This is a genomic window from Pseudomonas sp. AF32 (genome assembly GCF_022342325.2).
GTDB lineage: Bacteria > Pseudomonadota > Gammaproteobacteria > Pseudomonadales > Pseudomonadaceae > Aquipseudomonas > Aquipseudomonas uvaldensis.
Map to the genome: position 1 here is coordinate 153,579 of NZ_RQJK02000007.1, position 18,364 is coordinate 171,942.

16 protein-coding genes are annotated in these 18,364 nt (G+C 60.1%); 6 read left to right on the forward strand and 10 right to left on the reverse strand.

Going from position 1 to position 18,364, the window contains the following annotated elements:
• Positions 1-107 precede the first annotated feature (107 nt).
• From EGM97_RS09180 to gnd, 3 genes are read right to left on the reverse strand one after another with little or no spacing between them, the layout of a single operon-like run.
• On the reverse strand, positions 108-929 hold the full coding sequence (locus tag EGM97_RS09180; protein WP_238963365.1) for an HAD family hydrolase: 822 nt from the start codon (positions 927-929) through the stop codon (positions 108-110).
• A complete protein-coding gene (gene zwf, locus EGM97_RS09185; RefSeq protein ID WP_238963367.1) occupies positions 926-2,446 on the reverse strand; it encodes a glucose-6-phosphate dehydrogenase in 1,521 nt (506 codons plus the stop codon). Before zwf ends, EGM97_RS09180 begins: the two co-directional genes overlap by 4 nt.
• On the reverse strand, positions 2,443-3,423 hold the full coding sequence (gene gnd / locus EGM97_RS09190) for a phosphogluconate dehydrogenase (NAD(+)-dependent, decarboxylating) (protein WP_238963369.1): 981 nt from the start codon (positions 3,421-3,423) through the stop codon (positions 2,443-2,445). The genes zwf and gnd overlap by 4 nt, the downstream gene beginning before the upstream one ends.
• 273 nt (positions 3,424-3,696) lie before the next feature.
• On the opposite strand from gnd, the gene EGM97_RS09195 reads away from it, so the two are divergent.
• Positions 3,697-3,870 carry a DUF6026 family protein gene (locus EGM97_RS09195; RefSeq protein WP_238963371.1) on the forward strand — a complete coding sequence of 58 codons (174 nt, stop codon included), beginning with the start codon at positions 3,697-3,699 and terminating at the stop codon, positions 3,868-3,870.
• 254 nt (positions 3,871-4,124) lie between these two features.
• Positions 4,125-5,864 carry a phosphoethanolamine transferase CptA gene (locus EGM97_RS09200; RefSeq protein WP_238963385.1) on the forward strand — a complete coding sequence of 580 codons (1,740 nt, stop codon included), beginning with the start codon at positions 4,125-4,127 and terminating at the stop codon, positions 5,862-5,864.
• A gap of 75 nt (positions 5,865-5,939) precedes the next feature.
• On the opposite strand, the gene EGM97_RS09205 is transcribed toward EGM97_RS09200, so the two are convergent.
• The 4 genes from EGM97_RS09205 to EGM97_RS09220 all read right to left on the reverse strand — a co-directional run bounded on the left by EGM97_RS09205 (position 5,940) and on the right by EGM97_RS09220 (position 8,881).
• A complete protein-coding gene (locus EGM97_RS09205) occupies positions 5,940-6,434 on the reverse strand; it encodes a GNAT family N-acetyltransferase (RefSeq protein ID WP_238963387.1) in 495 nt (164 codons plus the stop codon).
• Between the two features lie 55 nt (positions 6,435-6,489).
• On the reverse strand, positions 6,490-7,611 hold the full coding sequence (gene zapE / locus EGM97_RS09210; RefSeq protein ID WP_238963389.1) for a cell division protein ZapE: 1,122 nt from the start codon (positions 7,609-7,611) through the stop codon (positions 6,490-6,492).
• Positions 7,612-7,771: 160 nt separating this feature from the next.
• Positions 7,772-8,113, reverse strand: coding sequence for a nuclear transport factor 2 family protein (locus EGM97_RS09215; RefSeq protein ID WP_053151480.1), 342 nt, complete (start codon positions 8,111-8,113; stop codon positions 7,772-7,774).
• 51 nt (positions 8,114-8,164) lie between these two features.
• Positions 8,165-8,881: a helix-turn-helix transcriptional regulator gene (locus EGM97_RS09220; RefSeq protein ID WP_238963391.1), complete on the reverse strand. Its 717-nt coding sequence runs from the start codon at positions 8,879-8,881 to the stop codon at positions 8,165-8,167.
• A gap of 108 nt (positions 8,882-8,989) precedes the next feature.
• On the opposite strand from EGM97_RS09220, the gene EGM97_RS09225 reads away from it, so the two are divergent.
• Positions 8,990-9,460 (forward strand): LEA/WHy family protein, encoded by a 471-nt coding sequence (locus EGM97_RS09225; protein ID WP_238963393.1) that lies wholly within the window; start codon positions 8,990-8,992, stop codon positions 9,458-9,460.
• Position 9,461: 1 nt separating this feature from the next.
• Here the strand turns inward: EGM97_RS09225 and EGM97_RS09230 are convergent, their stop codons facing one another.
• Positions 9,462-10,385 (reverse strand): carbon-nitrogen hydrolase family protein, encoded by a 924-nt coding sequence (locus EGM97_RS09230; protein ID WP_238963394.1) that lies wholly within the window; start codon positions 10,383-10,385, stop codon positions 9,462-9,464.
• Between the two features lie 84 nt (positions 10,386-10,469).
• Here EGM97_RS09230 and EGM97_RS09235 point away from each other — a divergent pair, with 84 nt between their 5' ends.
• Positions 10,470-11,378 (forward strand): LysR family transcriptional regulator, encoded by a 909-nt coding sequence (locus tag EGM97_RS09235; protein ID WP_238963396.1) that lies wholly within the window; start codon positions 10,470-10,472, stop codon positions 11,376-11,378.
• 2 nt (positions 11,379-11,380) lie between these two features.
• Here the strand turns inward: EGM97_RS09235 and EGM97_RS09240 are convergent, their stop codons facing one another.
• Positions 11,381-11,635: a hypothetical protein gene (locus tag EGM97_RS09240; RefSeq protein WP_053151465.1), complete on the reverse strand. Its 255-nt coding sequence runs from the start codon at positions 11,633-11,635 to the stop codon at positions 11,381-11,383.
• A gap of 147 nt (positions 11,636-11,782) precedes the next feature.
• Between EGM97_RS09240 and EGM97_RS09245 the strand changes: the two genes are divergently transcribed.
• Positions 11,783-12,100: an ElaB/YgaM/YqjD family protein gene (locus tag EGM97_RS09245; RefSeq protein ID WP_238963398.1), complete on the forward strand. Its 318-nt coding sequence runs from the start codon at positions 11,783-11,785 to the stop codon at positions 12,098-12,100.
• A 101-nt stretch (positions 12,101-12,201) separates the two neighbouring features.
• Here the strand turns inward: EGM97_RS09245 and EGM97_RS09250 are convergent, their stop codons facing one another.
• Positions 12,202-13,233, reverse strand: coding sequence for an Ldh family oxidoreductase (locus EGM97_RS09250; protein ID WP_238963400.1), 1,032 nt, complete (start codon positions 13,231-13,233; stop codon positions 12,202-12,204).
• A gap of 241 nt (positions 13,234-13,474) precedes the next feature.
• On the opposite strand from EGM97_RS09250, the gene EGM97_RS09255 reads away from it, so the two are divergent.
• Positions 13,475-18,292, forward strand: coding sequence for a dermonecrotic toxin domain-containing protein (locus EGM97_RS09255; protein WP_238963402.1), 4,818 nt, complete (start codon positions 13,475-13,477; stop codon positions 18,290-18,292).
• The last annotated feature ends 72 nt before the right edge of the window (positions 18,293-18,364 follow it).

The following is an 18,364-nucleotide window of genomic DNA, read 5'->3' on the forward strand; positions in this document are numbered from 1 at the left end:
AGCAAGGCTAGCCCGCGATGGCGTCGACAGACCCGACATCACCGCTTCAGGCAGACCGCTATCGCGAGCAGGCTCGCTCCCACAGGTTTTTCCTTTCGTGCGACGGGTTATCGCGGCAGGATATACCGTTCGATCGCGAGCGCCGCGCCATCTTCGATGCTGGCAGCTGTGATGACGTCGGCCTGGCGCTTGATCGCCTCTTCCGCCTGGCCCATGGCAATCGACAGGCCTGCACGATGAAACATCGCCGGGTCGTTACCCCCATCACCCATGGCCGCCGTCTGCTCCAGCGGCACATCCAGAAACGCCGCCAGGGTTGCCAATGCCTCCCCCTTGTTCGCCTTCAGCGCCGTGACGTCGAGGTAGATCGGCTGCGAACGCGACACTTGGGCCTGGCCCTTGAGCAGCGGATGCAACCGGGCCTCCAGTTCAACCAGCAGATCGGTATTGGCGCTGGTCGCCACGATCTTGTCGATGCGCTCCAGGTACGGTTCGAAGCTCTCGACCTCAACGGGCGGATAGCCCAGGCCACGGATTTCCACCGGCACCATCGGGCCATTGGCATCGCGCACCAGCCAGTGGCCATCGGCAAACACCCACACCTCGATGCCGGGCTGGTCGGCGTAAAGCGCCAGCGTCGTCAAGGCCACTTCGGGTGGCACGTAGTGCACGGCAAGGAAACTGCCGTCCGGATGAACCAGCGTCCCGCCATTGAACGCGGCCGTGGGCAGATCGACCCCCAGGGCTTCGATCTGCTGCAACATCGCCCGCGGCGGTCGACCGGTGGCCAGGCTGAACAACACGCCCGCCTCGCGCAAGGAGCGCACGGCTTCAATGGTCCGTTGATTGAGACTGTGATCGGGCAGTAAAAGCGTGCCGTCCATGTCGCTGAGCAGAAAACGAATAGGCGGTTTCAACGATTCACTCATCCCAGGCCATGCCAGACGCGACCATCGCGAGTCAGCAGTTCATCGGCGGCAGCGGGTCCATCCTCCCCGGCCTTGTAAGGCTGGACGGTAGCGTCCTGCTGCCAGGCGTCGAGAAACGGTTGCACCGCGCGCCAACCATTCTCAATGTTGTCGGCACGCTGGAACAAGGTCTGATCACCGGTAAGGCAATCGTAGATGAGGGTTTCGTACCCCGTTGACGGCTGCATTTCGAAGAAGTCCTTGTAGGCAAAGCCCAACTCTATATTCGCCATGTCGAGGGCTGGTCCCGGCCGCTTGGCCAGCAGGTCGAACCACATGCCTTCATTGGGCTGGATCTGGATTCTCAAGTAGGTAGGTTGCAATTCGTCGACTTCGGTGTCGCGGAACTGCGCGTACGGGGCCGGTTTGAAGCAGATGACGATTTCCGTGTCGCGCACGCTCATGCGCTTGCCGGTACGCAGGTAAAAAGGCACCCCGACCCAACGCCAGTTATCGATCATGACCTTGAGGGCAACATAGGTTTCGGTGCCGCTGTCGGGAGCCACGTTGGCTTCCTGGCGGTAACCGTTCACGGCATTGCCGCCGATCGCACCGGCGGTGTACTGGCCCCGTACCGAATTGGCGCGAGCCTGCTCCACCGTCCAGGGCCGGATCGCCCCCACCACCTTGGCCTTTTCGCCACGCACCGCGTCGGCGCCGAAGGCAGCCGGGGGCTCCATTGCCACCATGGCCAGCAACTGGAACAGGTGATTGGGCACCATGTCCCGCAAGGCGCCGGTGTGCTCATAAAAACTGCCACGGGTTTCCACGCCGACGGTTTCGGCGGCGGTGATCTGCACGTGGTCAATGTAATGGTTGTTCCAGAACGCTTCGAACAGACTGTTGGAAAAACGGCTGACCAGGATGTTCTGTACGGTTTCCTTGCCCAGGTAATGGTCGATCCGATAGATCTGTTTCTCGCTCATGACCTTGAGCAGGCAGGCATTGAGCGCTTCGGCGGTTTGCAGGTCGGAACCGAACGGTTTTTCGATCACCACCCGACGGAACGCATCGTCCTGCTCTTGCAGCAGCCCCGCCGCACCGAGGCGACGGACCACTTCACTGAAAAAGCGCGGTGCGGTGGCCAGATAGAACACCGCATTGCCGGTGACACTGGCGGCGATTTTCGCCGCCAGTGCCTCGTAGGTGCTGTCATCAAGGAAGTCACCCTGAACATAACCGATGCCTTTGGCCAATCGGGCCCACAGCTGCGGATCGAGCGCCTCGGCGGCATCGCCCCCTTTGCTCGCCGCCTGGTTACGGATGAACGCCTCGAGTTTTTTGGCGAAGTCCACGTCGCTGATCGCGTTGTGGTCAACGCCGACGATCTGCAGGCCATCCCCCAGGAACCCGTCGCGAGTGAGGTGGTAAAGCGCCGGCATCAACAGGCGCTTGACCAGATCCCCATGGGCACCGAACAGAAACAACGTGGTCGGCGGCGCGGGCTCTGCCTTGGATTTCCTGCCGATCGCGGTCATTTTTTCGGAGTCTCTACATGGCCGCCGAAGCCGAAGCGCATGGCCGACAGCATCTTGTCACCGTAGGTGCTCTGTTGGCGGGAACGGAAACGGGCGAACAGCGAGCTGGACAGCACGGGGACCGGCACCGCTTGTTCGATGGCGGCTTCGATGGTCCAGCGCCCTTCCCCGCTGTCGGCCACTTCACCGGAAAAGCCGTCCAGCTTGGGATCGTTGGCCAGGGCATCGGCCGTCAAATCCAGCAACCAGGACGACACTACGCTGCCACGTCGCCAGACTTCGGCGATATCGGCCAGGTTCAGGTCGAAACGCTGTTCCGGTGGCAGGCTTTCGCTGGATTTGGTCTTGAGGATGTCGAAGCCCTCGGCGAAGGCCTGCATCATGCCGTACTCGATACCGTTGTGGATCATCTTCACGAAATGCCCGGAACCGGCCGGCCCCGCATGGATGTAACCACGCTCGGCGCGGTCATCGTCGGACTTGCGGTCGCGGGTGCGCGGGATGTCACCCATGCCCGGCGCCAGGCTGTTGAACAGCGGGTCCAGGCGCGTGACCACATCGGCGTTACCGCCAATCATCATGCAATAGCCGCGCTCCAGGCCCCAGACGCCTCCCGAAGTACCGACATCGATGTAATCCAGGCCTTTTTCAGCCAGCGCCTGGGCGCGACGGATGTCGTCCTTGTAATACGTGTTTCCGCCATCGATGATCACGTCGCCGGGCTCCAGCAGCTCACTCAGCGCGTTGATGGTGTCTTCGGTGGGCGCGCCGGCCGGCAGCATGACCCAGACCGCTCGCGGCGCTTGCAAACCAGCCACCAGGGCCGGCAGATCCGCCACGCCCGTAGCGCCAGCCTGGACCAGGTTTTCGACGAACGCGCCATTGCGATCGTAGACGACGGTGGTATGCCCATCGAGCATCAGGCGCCGCGCAATGTTGCCGCCCATGCGGCCCAGTCCAATGATCCCGAGTTGCATGTGCTGATGCTCCCTACTACAAATAAAGGTATGTCAAAGGTTTAGCTCACGACTATGAGGAGGTTAGTCCAGAGCATTGCTGCATAGTTTCCGGTTAATTCGTGCAATCACAAGGGATAACGCTTCAAATCCGGTCGAAGACACGGCGACCATGAAAAATAAAAAAGTTCCATTCACGAGCAAAAGAAATCAGAATCGGCGCCGATAGTAGAGGTGTCGACCAAAAACTGGCGACATCTCTATAGTTGATGTACGCCATTTGCGAGGTGAGCAATGGACCCAGTCGTTACCGCACGTCCCCCTCAGACCCTTTATGTGACCATTCGTCGCGATGAATTACGCTTGCTAAAAGAAGAGCGTGATCTGCTACTCGACGAGGTGACCCAGCTACGCATGCAACTGCAGCACGCCTCACTGCCCCACCAACGCCAGGCACTGGCTCGCTGAGATCCAGCCCAGTCGGGAAGTGACGCTGAGCAGAATCGGTGTCACTTCCACGAAACCTGCGTGGGCAAGGCCTGTCGGCGACACGCCGCGATGCGCCCCTGTGAGCCCTCTCGCTACAAGACCCGTCCTTCACATCCAGGAAAACTCACGAAGTTTTCACACCCTTATCGCGATACTCCTGGCCAGGGTTGGTCGGCGCGTGCCTGCGGGCGGCTTCGCTACCCGGGATTTCGTCGACAGAGGCTGGAGCGCTGATGAGCTTGTTAAAACGCAGCAAAACGACTGCGAAAGGTTTCGATTGGGCCGGATTAGGCTGGCTTTTCCTGTTCTTCTGGTATTTTTCGGGCATTACCCAACTGCTCATCCTGGTAACCGATACCTCCGGCTTCACCGGATTTCGCCAGGCATTCTTCATGAGCGCCCTGTGGCTGGCACCCATGCTGTTGTTCCCGTCCCGGACCCGCTCGCTCGCCGCTCTGATCGGCGTGGTGCTATGGGCCTGCTCCATGGCCAGCCTCGGTTATTTCTTCATCTATCAGCAGGAATTCTCCCAGAGCGTCATCTTCATCATGTTCGAGTCGAACGTGGCGGAAGCCGGCGAATACCTGACCCAGTATTTTGCCTGGTGGATGGTGCCGGCATTCCTGGCCCACACGGCGGTCGGTTATCTGCTCTGGACGCGTCTGCGCCCGGTGTACCTGCCCAAGGGCCAGGCCATGGCGATCGCAGCCGTGATCATGGTGGCCGTGGTCGGTTATCCGCTGGTCAAGCAAACCCTGCGCACCGGCACCTGGGCCGGCGGCCTGGAGAAATTCGAGGATCGAATCGAGCCGGCCGTGCCTTGGCAAATGCTGGTGGCCTACCGTCGTTACGGCGAACAACTGAGCAATATGCAAGGCATGTTGCACAGCGCCAGCCAGATCCCGCCACTGCGCAACCTCAAGGACGCCATGGCCAATCAGCCCGCGACCCTGGTGCTGGTCATCGGTGAGTCCACCAACCGCCAGCGCATGAGCCTGTATGGTTATCAAAGGGAAACCACTCCGGAGCTGGACAAGCTCAAGGGCCAGTTGTCGGTGTTCGATAACGTGATCACCCCACGCCCCTACACCATCGAAGCGCTGCAACAGGTCCTGACGTTTGCCGACGAGCAGAACCCGGACCTGTACCTGACCACGCCGTCACTGGTCAGTATGATGAAACAGGCGGGCTACAAGACGTTCTGGATCACCAACCAGCAGACCATGACCAAGCGCAACACCATGCTCACCACCTTTTCCCAGCAGGCCGACGAGCAGGTGTACCTGAACAACAATCGTAACCAGAACGCCGCGCAGTACGATGGCGACGTCATTGCCCCATTCAACAAGGCCCTGGCCGATAGTGCGCCGCGCAAGCTGATCGTGGTGCACCTGTTGGGCACTCACATGAGTTACCAGTATCGCTATCCACCGACGTTCAACAAATTCAAGGATCGCCAGGGCGTGCCGGCAGGTGTGCGCGACGACCAGGTTCCGACCTATAACAGCTACGACAATGCGGTGCTGTATAACGACTTCGTGGTGTCCAGCCTGATCAAGGACTACGCCAAAACCGATCCCAACGGCTTTTTGCTGTACCTGTCGGACCACGGCGAAGACGTGTTCGACTCAGCGGGCAACGACACCCTGGGTCGCAACGAAGGCAAACCTACCGCGCCGATGTACACCATTCCGTTCATCGCCTGGGCTTCGCCCAAGTGGCGGGAAACCCATGACTGGAACTTCGCTGCCGAACTGTCACGGCCATACAGCAGCTCTCAGTTGATTCACACCTGGGCGGACCTGGCGGGCTTGAGCTTCGATGAACTGGACCGCAGCAGGAGCCTGGTCAGCAATGAGTTCATGGCCCGACCGCTGATGATCGGAAATCCTCACCAGCGCCAGCACAAGGCATTGATCGACTTCAGTCTGATTCAGCCAAAGGCCCCTCAGCCTCGGCTCGTACAGCAATAGACCGGGCCCAGGCCATCGCGGGCAAGCCTTGCGCTCACAGTGAGACGGCGGGCCCGCTCCCGCAGCACTTCAGGTCTAGAGGGGTTTGGTCCAGAACAGCATGCGGCCATGCTCCGGGTCGAACATGCCGGCGGAGAAGCCAGATTTGGCATAGCTGGCCTGTGCCACGGCGTTACCCTCCAGCACTTCCAGGGTAATCTTGCAGCAACCTCGCTGGCGCGCAATGTCCTCGACCTTGCGCAACATCTGCTGGCTCAGGCCCAACCCGCGAAAGGCCTTCATCACGGCAACGTCATGGATATTCACCAGCGGACGGCAGGCAAAGGTCGAGAAGCCTTCGAAACAATTGACCAGCCCCGCGGGCTCGCCATTGACGAAAGCAAGCACGCTGAAGGCATAGGGGCGCTTGGCCAATTCCTCGGGCAGATGCAGCAGCACTTCGGGCGCCAGCGACCGTCCGATGCCCATCGGATCTTCGGCATAGCCATTGAGCACATGGCAGATCGCTTCGGCGTGGACCGGATTGGTATAGCTGGCTTGCAATACAAGAATGTCCTTGGCTTCTTCCATGAACGTCCATCTCTCTGTGCTGATACCGACGCCTCAGGCGGTCGGCGGATACCGGTCAGGCAGGCTGACCAAAACGTTGCAGTTGCATTTCCTGGAGGCGACTGAGGGTACGGCGAAACGGAAATTGCAGATAGCCCTCGGTGTACAGCTGTTCCATCGGTACTCGGGCCGAAAGGTACAGCGGCACCTTGCGATCGTAGCATTCATCGATCAGGGCAATGAAGCGCCTCACTCCGTCGTCGTGAACCGACAGCTGCGGCAACTCCCGATCCCCCGCCTCGACCCGCTCGACAGCGTCTTCGGTACCCCGGGCGATTCGTCCCTCGCGCTGCTGAGCACTCAGGCTGGGTACGTCGCTGAGCAGAATGACCCTGAAGCGATCACACAACGCCATGAAATCCAGGGCCGAAAACGGCTGTTCGCACAGGTTCGCGTACCGACTCCAGAGTACCGTGTCGCTGGCCTGGACCGGTTCAAGCGACCGATGGCCCACTTCGATCGGCCCGCTGCCGAGGGTTTGGCCCGCGGTCAATCGGGCAAAAATTTCAGCCAGGGGATCTGACTGCCCGGCTTCCAACAACCAATAACGTTGTCGCAGCGCGCCCGGATGCTGGCGATGGTCTTGCCACCCGTTCACCGGCACGATTTGCATGTGTTGCTTGATCGCCGTGATGGTCGACAGGAACCGATCACGGTTGTGGCCATTGGCATAAAGTTCTTCGGGCGGCAGGTTGGAGGTGCTCACGATCACCATGCCCCGCTCGAACATCACCTGGAACAGCCGACCGAGAATCATGGCGTCACCGATGTCGGTGACGAACAGTTCGTCGAAACACAGCACCCGCACCTCGGCGCTCAACTCACGGGCCAGGGCCTGCAGGGGATCCGGCGTGCCGGTGAGCTGGAATGAGCGCTGGTGCACCCAGGCCATGAAATGGTGGAAATGCTGACGTCGCGCCGGGACCTTGAGACTTTCGTAGAAACGGTCCATCAGCCAGGTCTTGCCACGCCCTACCGGCCCCCAGAGATAGACGCCCTGGATTGATTTGCGTCCCTCATGCACCGCCTTGTGGCATTGCTCCAGGGCCATGATGGCCAGCTCCTGGGCTTCGTCCTGGACGAAACCGTGATGCTCGATGGCATGCTGCCAGGCACTCAGGGGAGAATCGAAAGACATGCGGCCCGGGTCCGAAAAGAGAAGCCGGGAGTATGCCATGTGGGAACCCTGTAGGAGCAAGGCTTGTCCGCGATGAAGGCACTGCGGTCGACTATCAGAAATCCATGCAGACTGACCCACCGCTTTCGCGAGCAGGCTTTGCTCTTACAGAACTGCGGCTCTAGACCGAGATATCCAGCCGGCTGATCTTCCCTTGCTCATCGAGCCGGAAGGTATACCGCAACTCCAGTGGGCTGCCGGGAAAGGTCCCGGAGATCAGGTTGTGTACCAGCACCTTGCCGGTGCGTTGCTGCACGTTCAGGACTTCTACCCGAGGCTGGTAACGTTGGGCGGTGTCCTCCATCCATTGGGCGATGGCCTGGGTGCCTGCCCGGTGTTGGCCCTCATCGAAGACATTGGCGTCCTCGGCGAAAAAACGCACCGCCGCCGAACTGTCACGGGCATTGGCGGCCGCTATATAGCCGGCGATGGCCGGGGCCAGGGAAGAGACGGGATTGGACATGGTACGGCTCCTTGTTTTATCGATCTCACACCATGCTAAAACAGCGCCATGTCAGTTTTTGTCAGGAGTGAAACGTCCGGTTTCATCCAGTTGCATGAGCTTCATCCAGGCTCGCAACAGATCGCTGCGCCTGCCGGGATAGCGCTCTCCCTGCTCGGCGGCGGACGCAATCCGATCGGTGCGAAAGGTCCGGTAGGCACCGCGCAACTCGCACCAGGCCACCACGACCCGCGCCTCGTTGAAAAAGCCCAGGGCAAGCGGCCAGATCAACCGCTGGCTCGGTGTGTTGTTGACGTCGGCGTAATCGATGAGCAGCTTCGCCTGGGTACGAATGGCCTGGCGGTATACATTTAATTCCACGGTATTGCGCGGGTAGCCATAACCCGGCGGACCGGGCAGCACCGTCGGGTTCTGCAAGGCATCCCGGACGTCAGGGGCCAGCACGGCGGCGACCTTCGCCAAGGCATCGGCAGCGGCCTTGCCCAACACCTCGTCGCCACGCTGGTCCACGTAGCGCAAGCCCAGCACAATGGCCTCGATTTCGTCCGCCGTGAACATCAGGGGCGGCAGGAACAAACCGCTGCGCAAGACATAACCGATGCCGGCCTCCCCCTGGATCGGCGCCCCAAGGGCGGTCAGCTCGGCGATATCCCGATAGAGTGTGCGCTCGGACACCTTCAACTCGGCCGCCAATGTCGCGGCGGTAACCGGGCAGCGCTTGCCGCGCAAGACTTGCAATAAAGTGAGCAGCCGGGTGGTACGCGACACGATGGGCTATCCGGGAGGAAAAAGTTGACGCAGACTAGCAGAGGCCGGTGTCAGAAACTGTCAGGAGCCCGGCATCCTTCGGGTCCCTTTTAGCGTGAGAGAGTGCCCATGCGCAGAATCATTGGTTTGTCCGTTCTCCTGATGTTCATGAGCCTGAGCAGCTGTACCCTCTTCCAGCGCCATGATCCGCTGAACATCAACGTGGTGGGCATCGAACCCTTGCCCAGCCAGGAACTGGAGATGCGTTTCGCGGTGAAACTGCGCTTGCAGAATCCCAACGACATCGGCATCGACTATAACGGCGTGGCGCTGGATCTGGAGGTCAATGGACACACGCTGGCGTCAGGCGTGAGTGATCAGACAGGCTCCATCCCGAGGTTTTCCGAGCAGGTGCTGAGTGTGCCAGTCAGCATCTCGGCTTTTTCGGTGCTGCGCCAAACGCTGGGCCTGAGCCAGACCCAGAGCCTGGACAACCTGCCCTACGTGCTCAAGGGCAAGCTTGCGGGCGGGTTGTTCGGTACCGTGCGCTTCGTCGACCGCGGGACCCTGGACTTGCGGGCCCCTACGACCACTTGGTGATTCACGCGGTAAACCGCACGCCGGGCCTGGCCCGCTCATCCACCACCAGCTCGAACACATCCGGCCGGGCATAGTGCCCGACCACGTCATAGTCGTAGCGCGCCCGCACCAGATCGTCGGTATCGATTTCAGCGGTCAACAACCCTGCCCTGTCTTTCAACGGACCGGCCAGCACATCCCCCATGGGGCCGACGATGACGCTGCCGCCGGCGATCAATGGACGTTCGGCCGGCCAATTCGCGACCTCGATCCCCAGCGCCTGAGGCGAGGACTGGACCTGACAGGCGCTGACCACAAAGCACCGGCCTTCATGGGCAATGTGACGCATGGTCACCTGCCACATATCCCGTTCATCCACCGTCGGCGCACACCACACCTCGACGCCCTTGGCGTACATCGCCGTGCGCAGCAGCGGCATCATGTTTTCCCAGCACACCGCCGCGCCCACACGACCGACCTGGCTGTCGATCACCGGCAAAGTCGAGCCATCGCCCTTGCCCCAGATCAGCCGCTCCGTGCCGGTGGGCATCAGCTTGCGATGCCTGGCCACCAGACCTGCCTCGGGTTCGAAATACAGGGCCGTGCAATAAAGCGTACTGCCAGCACGCTCGATCACGCCCAGCACCAGACTTGCCCCGGTGCGCGCCGAGAGCCCGGCCAGCGCTTCGGTCTCGACCCCGGGCACGTCGATGGCATTGGCGAAATAGCGGGCGAACGCCTCGCGTCCCTCCGGCAGCCGATAGCCCAGTTGAGTCCCGAAACCTTCTCCCTTGGGATACCCGCCCAGCAAGGCCTCGGGCATGACCACCAATCGGGCACCGGCCTGACGTATAGCCTCTTCATAAGAGAGGATCTGCGCCAGGGTTTCGCCCTTGCCGCCGGGCAAGGAACCGATCTGCAGGGCGGCGACGATGGATTTTGGCATGGGTTGCAACTCCTGATCATTGGGTGTTGCCGATTCTCGGGCGCCGACTGATCATGAATAAAGCCCTGAACACTGCTAAATGATATGAGCCATATGAATATCGCAGACGTCGACCTCAATTTGCTCAAGACCTTCGAAGCCCTGCACGACGAGTCCAGTGCCAGCCGGGCCGCCTTGCGCCTGGATGTGACACAGTCGGCCATCAGCGCTGCCCTGCGCAGATTGCGAGATCTGTATGACGATCAATTATTCGTGCGCACCGGCCGCGGCCTGGCCCCGACTTTGCGGGCCAACCAGCTCAAACCGGTCATCAGCGATGCACTGGACAAATGTCGCCAGAGCCTGGCGATGATTGATCCGGACGCCGGTCGCTACGAAGGTCGCTCGGTCATCGTCGGTCTGTCCGATGACTTCGAGGTGGCTTATGGGCGGCGGCTGATCGAAGAAGTGGCCCGACGTGCGCCAGGATTGCGGTTGATTTTCCGCCAGACCCACAGCCAGATCGTTGGCCGTGACCTGATGGAACGCACCCTGGACCTGGCGATCACGGCGGGAGGGTTTTCGCAGCGGTTGCTCAGTCGCCAGGTATTGGGGGAAGGCGATTATGCGTGCCTGGTCGACCAGGCCAGTCTGGCAGAGGACCAGGTGACCCTCACGCTGGACGCTTTCGTGGCCCGTGAACATCTGCTGGTCTCATCCGGCGGCTTCATCGGTATCACCGACGAGGGGTTGGCCGGGCTCGGGCTGAGCCGGAAGGTGTGCGCGTCGACCACCCATTTTGCCGCACTGCCGTTTCTGCTCAAGGGCAGCCAGGCGGTAGCGACCATTCCGGGGCACGCCGCCCGGGCCATCGCGGCGCTCAGCGGTCTGGCGTTGTTGCCCTGCCCCATTGCGTTACCGCGCTACCCCATCGAACTGGGCTGGCGAACCCCAACCCAAATGGATCCTGCGATGGTCAAGGTTCGCGAGGCCATTGTCGCCACCTTTGCATAGGCCTATTTATTTGCCGCCATCAGGCGATTGACTTCACTGCGCACCATGTTGGCGAATTCCGGAGGCGACATGCCGTCCAGTTCCGCACGCACCCACTCGGCCCACTTGCCCTTGCGTTTGGAACGCTCACCGAACAAACGGGCGGCCTCACCCTTGGCCTTGCCCAGGTTGTTCTGCCACAGTTCGAACAGTCGGGATTTTTCGTCTTCCAGTGCGGCGCGCTCGGCCAGGGGCTTGTCAGCCAGATTGAAGCTCATGGGGAATTACCTGTTGCGTAAATAGGCGACATCTTACACCTTGCAGGGAAGCGTCTTAACCCCAATGCTGCAATGATTGCCCAAGGCTGCAACTTTCGCTCAAGCGTCACACTCAATTGTTCATTGCCATCACCCAGGAGCCATTCAATGCCTCGTAAAAACACCGAGCAAGCAAACGGAGAGCAAATCAAGGATCAAGTGTTCAGCGAACTGAAGGCCCTGATCGAAGAGTCGGAAAAGCTGCTCAAGAGCAGCACAGCGCTGGTCGGCGAAGATGCCGAGAACCTGCGGGGTCAGATCGCTCAGAAACTGCAAATGGCCCTGGATTCGCTTGCCAGTGCGCGCGAACGCACCCGCCCCATGGTCGATGCCACCGAAAACTACATTGGCGGGCACCCGTGGCAAACCGTGGCAATTTCCGCCGGCTTCGGGCTGGTGGTGGGCTTGCTGCTCGGACGGCGCTGACCAATCACACCTACGGCAGCACATTCAACATCACCGGTTCAGGCAGACCGCTGTCGCGGGCAAGCCCAGCTACCCCAGGTTGTCCTTTTGTCTTTTCCTGGTTATTCGCCCGCCAGCGCCCGCAACTGCGCCAAGGTCTGCTCATCCAGTGCAATCCCGCTCTCATTGGATTGACGACGCTCGCGATGCCGGCGATCCCCTGGCAGCCGTTGCAGGCCCACACCTTGCATTTGCCTGACCAGTTCCTGGCTGCGCTCGGCGAAGTCCTGCCCGGCGGCCTTGCTCGGGTCGATCACGATCAGTAACTGGCCGGTCCACGGCGTCTTGGCGCCCGGGTGGTTGTTCCAGTCGAATTCGAAGGAAAAATTGCCGCCGGTCAGGGCCGCGGCCAGCAACTCGACCATCATCGACAACGCAGAGCCCTTGTGCCCGCCAAACGGCAGAAGCGCGCCCTCTTCCAGAATCGCCTTCGGATCGCACGTCGGCCGGCCCTGACTATCCACCCCCATGCCCGGCGGTAACAGCTCGCCCTTGCGGGCAGCGATCTGCACGTCCCCGTGAGCAATGGCGCTGGTCGCCAGGTCGAAGACAATCGGCTCGCCACCGGCCCGAGGCGCGGCGAAGGCAATGGGGTTGGTGCCGAACAACGGACGATCCGCGCCATGGGGCACCACGCACGTCATGCTGTTCACCACGCTCAGCGCCACCAACCCTTCGTAGGCAAACGGCTCGACATCCGGCCAGAGCGCCGCGAAGTGGTGCGAGTTTCGGATAGCCAGCACCGCGATGCCGGCACTACGGGCCTTCGCCACCAACAATGGACGTGCGGCAGCCAGGGCCGGTTGGGCGAAACCGTTACCGGCGTCCACCCGGACGAACCCTGATGCGATGTCCTCGACCACCGGCACGGCCCGGCCATTCACCCAACCGCTCTTGAGCGTCGAAACATAGCCGGGAATGCGAAAGACCCCATGGCTGTGGGCACCGTCGCGCTCAGCGCTGGCGCAGTTCTGCGCCAGGGTCCGGGCGACTTCGGTCGAAGTGCCATGCCGCAGGAAAATCTTCTCCAGCAAACTCACCAGGGCATCGAAGGACAGGGGGCCGGAAGCGGTGTGATCGGATAGCGCAGACATCTGAAGCTCCAGAGTGGTTGTTGGAGGTAGCAACAGCGTAAGAGAAACCAGTCCGGTGATTAACACTGCTTCACGAACACGCTGTCAACCTTCGCGCAGACAGGCCTCAAGACCCTGCAGCTTGACAGCTCCCGAGCCTGGCGGGCGGTAACTATGTACCACCCTTGCCTGTTCACGCCCTCCTAGCCTGAGCGCTTTTCATTGACGTGCCGCCTCGCGGCGCCTTGACCGAGAAGCGACGATGACCACCGAAACCACACCACTGCTGTTTTCCCAAGTGCTGGAAGCTACCCGCCTGGAGGAACTGACCCCACCTGGAGGGTTCACCCAAAAGGACCTCGACTGGCTGCACCACGCTGCCCTCCCCACCCACACGCTACGCGCCGCGCAGGTACCCTCGATGACCGCCGAAACCATTCTGCTCGAAGCCGAGGGCAAGGCCCCGATCCCGCTGGCGGGTTGCTTTATTCTGTCCGCCCTGCCGGATGCCGGTACCTCGGGCGAGAAGCCTGCGTTTCTCTATACGCCCTGGCTGGGCATCGAAAAATTCGACAGTCCGACATCCATCGAGACGAAGATTGACCGGATGCTGGCAACTCCCACCGAGCGAGACGCGCTGTTTCAATTGCTTGCGATTTCTCAACGGGCTGAACTGAACGGCGCGGCAGTCATCCGGCAGGTGCGCCAATCAATCGAAGGGGATGTCTTCAGCTTCCAGATCGAATCCATCGAACACGCACAAGCCCTCAACGGACAGGCGTTGGTGAACGAGCTGATCACAATGCCCTCCCTGGACCGGATGCTCGACCAGATATTGAACGAAGTGGCATCGAACTTCGACCATCGGCAGACTCGGGCGGCCATCAGTTCCTACGGCAATCCGGGCGACCCCAAGGCAAACAAGGTCACCCAAACCCTGTCATTGGCCGACGCGATCCTGGTCTACTTCCACCACCAAGGTCGGCCCAACGGGCATGACGTCGAGTTCGTTCACCCGGAAATAGTCGCGTCGCCTCATAATTCGCGGGAGTGGGAGAGCCTGCTGAGGGTTACCGCCGCAAGCCTGATTCCCCGGCTTGTCGGTTGCATCGAGACGTACTGGGACGCCAACGGCCCTTTCCACGCGCCACGTCGGTCGTTTCTTTCCCAGGTGCTCAGCGATGCAATGCGAGCGGACATCCTGATCAAGCAGGAACAACGACAACTGACGGCTACGCAAAACCGGGAGCTGCTGCGACTGTTCAGGCCGTCCCGCCCGGACGAGCCGCTGCAGTTCATCGAAACGATTCGCCTCTGGGAGTACGCGCCGCTGTACGTGGAGCTTGCGGGCTCATTGATGATCAGCGCAAAAGGGCACTATCTCTACACGCCCAACCAGGGCCTGCAGGTCGTCGAGGATTATCTGGGTTTCAAACACGCATTGTTCGATACGCCAACCAGCACCACGCGAAAGGAAGCGTTGTACGGCCTCATGAGCCTGGAAGAGCGTAACCGTTTCCTGCGCTTCGATGAGCCACATGTGTCGGGGCATCCCGTGGTCTTTCCGATATTCGAATCCCTGGCGAACTCGATCATTGGCAAGCAGATCAGCAATCTCCATTACGCATTGGAGATGTCTCGCCAGGACCAGATGGACATGCACGCCCTCGTCGACAAGGCGCTGGACGTACGGCCCCTGGTAGGCAGAAACCTCTTGAAGCATCGAACCCATGGCCATTGGAGTACCCGGCCCGCGTTCCATGGAGACCTGCGTCCAACCAGTCTGATGGCCGATCGGCTGGAAAGAAAAATCAAGAGCTATGCCAGCGTCGAAGACGCTTTCAATATGCTGTTCGGCCAATTGCCGGTATCCACGGACCTCTCGCTGCTCAAGGAGTTGAGAGGCCTTCGCTCGGAACTTACCAACGTTTTTTCCCTGGGCATACGCGCCGAAGCCGAGCTACGAGAGCTTGACGGAACACTCGCTCCCGCCGCCCACGACCTGATCCGTACCGTTTTCACTTACGACCCCGATTATCCGGACCGTGAGCAACGCATCGGCGTCAAAGGTTTTCGGCCAGATGTCTATGCCTTGAGACTCAGTTGCACAACGGAAGACCAGACGACCTCCCTTCCCGTCGCCAATTGTTTCTTCATGACCGAGCGCGGCGGCCTGGACACGCCTTATTCAGGCCTGGGCATTCTTTGGACACCTTCGGACGGCCTGCAGGTGTTCCCTTCCGTCGAAACCGCCACCCGGCAAATCAACGGGTACCTGCTCGACTCCAGAAAGCGCTTCAGCCTGTTGGCCAACTTGCCCTCGGCTCAACGCAAGCCCCATGGTCGCTATCGACTCGAGACGTTTGAGCTGATTGAGGACAACGTCTTGTTGAACCGGATGAACTCCTTCATCCTTTTTTTCGAGGCCGAGCAAGGCTATTTGAATACATTGGAAAGCGGAGACTGGCAGTTGACCGGGCAGGCCCTGGCAAAAAGCCTCAAGTCCCTGGTAAAAAAAGGCGCCCCCACCAACCTGCCGCGTGCGATACGTATCGCCCAGGCCGCCTGGTGGCGACAGAAACTGCCTGCCTGGCTCGGCACGGCCTCTCTTGAAGATCAACGCCTGCACATTGATCTGCTCGAGCAATACAGAAGCAGCGTAAGCGACGGCAAAGATTATCTGGACGGAATCGAGCCACTGCACACTTATGTGAACAAAAAACTGAAGGCATTGCTCAATGCTCGCTTTGCCGAAAAGGACCTGGACCCGGCCACGCTACTGATCACGCCGAACCTGGCACTGGCAGGGCCTGCCAGTCCGTTGACCGATTTCGCCTTGAATCATCTCGACGCAACCCAGAGAACCGGATTCACGGTGTCCTCGACTGTAGGGCAAACATTGCCTGAGCGCCTGAACGAAACGACCGTCAAGCAGCTGCAACTGTCACTCGATATCACCACCACATATAAGAAACACGTCCAGGACAAGCTCTGCGGCAAGGGCGCGGACGTCCAATCGAGAAGGCAGCGTTTTCGCCGCCAGTTACCCTGGCAGCTTTTGCAGTATGCCCATGCACGCCATTTACAACAGTACCTGTCCCCTACCGCATTCGACTTGATCCGACAGGTACTGGACATGCCGGACGCCATCGCGCGTCAGGCCGTGAGGGGTGCGAGCGCGCTGATTCGTCCATTGGAGCTGATCAAGACCGACGGTGCCGCAGCCATCAAAGCCCTGGGGCTGTACCTGATCGGATCGAGCACCGATGCGAAAGCGCCCCACGTGCTGTACTCGCCTTACCGTGCAGGCCCGGCCCTTACCGAGTTCAAAGACGAAGCGAGCATTATCGCTGCGCTCAACTTGCCGGGAGCGCTTCAGGATCTGATGATCAGTCGGCTTCCCGCCAACCAGCAGAGTCTGTTCAGGAACCTGTTCGCTTCCACAATGGGACGACGGTCGGAGATCACCCTGGCCTCCAATCCAATCCGGGGAAACCTGTTCGATGCATTGTTTGACGACAATGTGCAGGTGTTATCAGACTTGTTGAACACGCATGCCGACAGCCAGCGTCAGTACGACTGGGAAACAGCTTTGCATGTGTTCAGCTCCGGGGTGAAGTTCGCAGGAAGGCACCTGCCGGGCAAACTGGCCTTTTTCGAGACGCTGTGGGAGAGCTACCAGGATTTCAAAGCCTCTGCCGAAGCCTTGCAGCAACATGACTGGAAGACTGGCATGCACGATTTTGTCGGCGGTGCGGCAGAAATGGTGTCGCTGGGTTTTCTCAATCGCGACGACACATTCGGTTTGCTGGATCCCGTCTCGCCAACCGCCACCGTGGCGGCTCCGGCCAGTTGGCAAGCTATCGCGTCCACCGCCCCGGCTCGCACCAACCTGCAAGCCTTCGAGGCCATGGACGTCAGCCTTTGCGACCTGCAACGAAACTTTATCGATGGCACCTACCGCGCCGCCGGATCCAGCAAAGCGTACGCCTGCCTGGCCGGTAAAGTCTTCCAGGTGGCGAAAGCCAACCAGGTGTGGCGCATCGTCCATGAGAATGGAGAAGGACCGATACTGAAAAAAGCGCCTGGGAGCCAGGAATGGCTGATTGATCCAGATCGACAAACCATTCGTTACGGCAAGGTGATGTCGACCCTTGCAAACTCATACAGCGACTACAAGGCGGCCAGCTCGCTCAATATCGAAGCCAGAGGCATGGCGCAGATACGCAGAAAATATCCTCACTGCGCCAATGCAATCGTGCAGGCACTGGAGACCGCAAGGTTCTATTCATCGAATGCGCTGCACAATCTTGGACAAGCCCGGCGACAACTGACACCGGGCTCCAGGCTTGACACTTTCCTGAAGCTTTTCTTCGGCGTCAGTCATGTCGATGCGAACCTGATCGAAAAAATAAACACTGCGATTGCACCGATCTGCAAGGCATTGGCCGATCCTTCCTGGGAATCGCAGAACGCCAACCGCATCGTGATCGGTAACCTCAAGGACATAGACGACACGGCGACCGCATTCGTGCTGGAGGCGAAAGCAGCAGGAAGAATCTATCTGACGCAGCTGTTCTTCGAGGTGGGATTGGATCGATACAAGGAGCTCGTACCTGAGTCTTTCAATGTTGACGCCCATGCCCAGGGAGCGACGCTCATCCATGAAATCACCCACCAGCTTTTCGATACATACGACATTGTCTACCTGGACGCGGCGCTGCCGTTCTACGACCTCATCTCGACAGACACCGAGCTGGGCCGGCTCAAGCAGGGCGACCTGAAAGCCCAGCAACTTCACGGACTGTCGCTGACCACGCCACGCTCCAAGTTATTCATGGCCTGGGATCATATCGCTGGCGAGCTCAAGAGCCTGGAACTGCTGCGGTCCTTCAAAGACATGGCCAGCGAGATCCTCAGAGTCACGGGTGCAAAAACCCTGAGCGAAGCCCGTGACATTTTTCTGGACCCCAATTCAGCGGACAAACGCATCGACGTCATACTTCGAAACGCCGACTCCATGACATTACTCATCTGCATGCTGGGGCGCCAGCTCGACCCGCCCGCCCCGAGGGCTTAGTTGATCTTTTTTTCACGATATCCGTGAGATGCTGTGATGACGCCCTACCGGCGTGAACGCTTTGTACCGAAA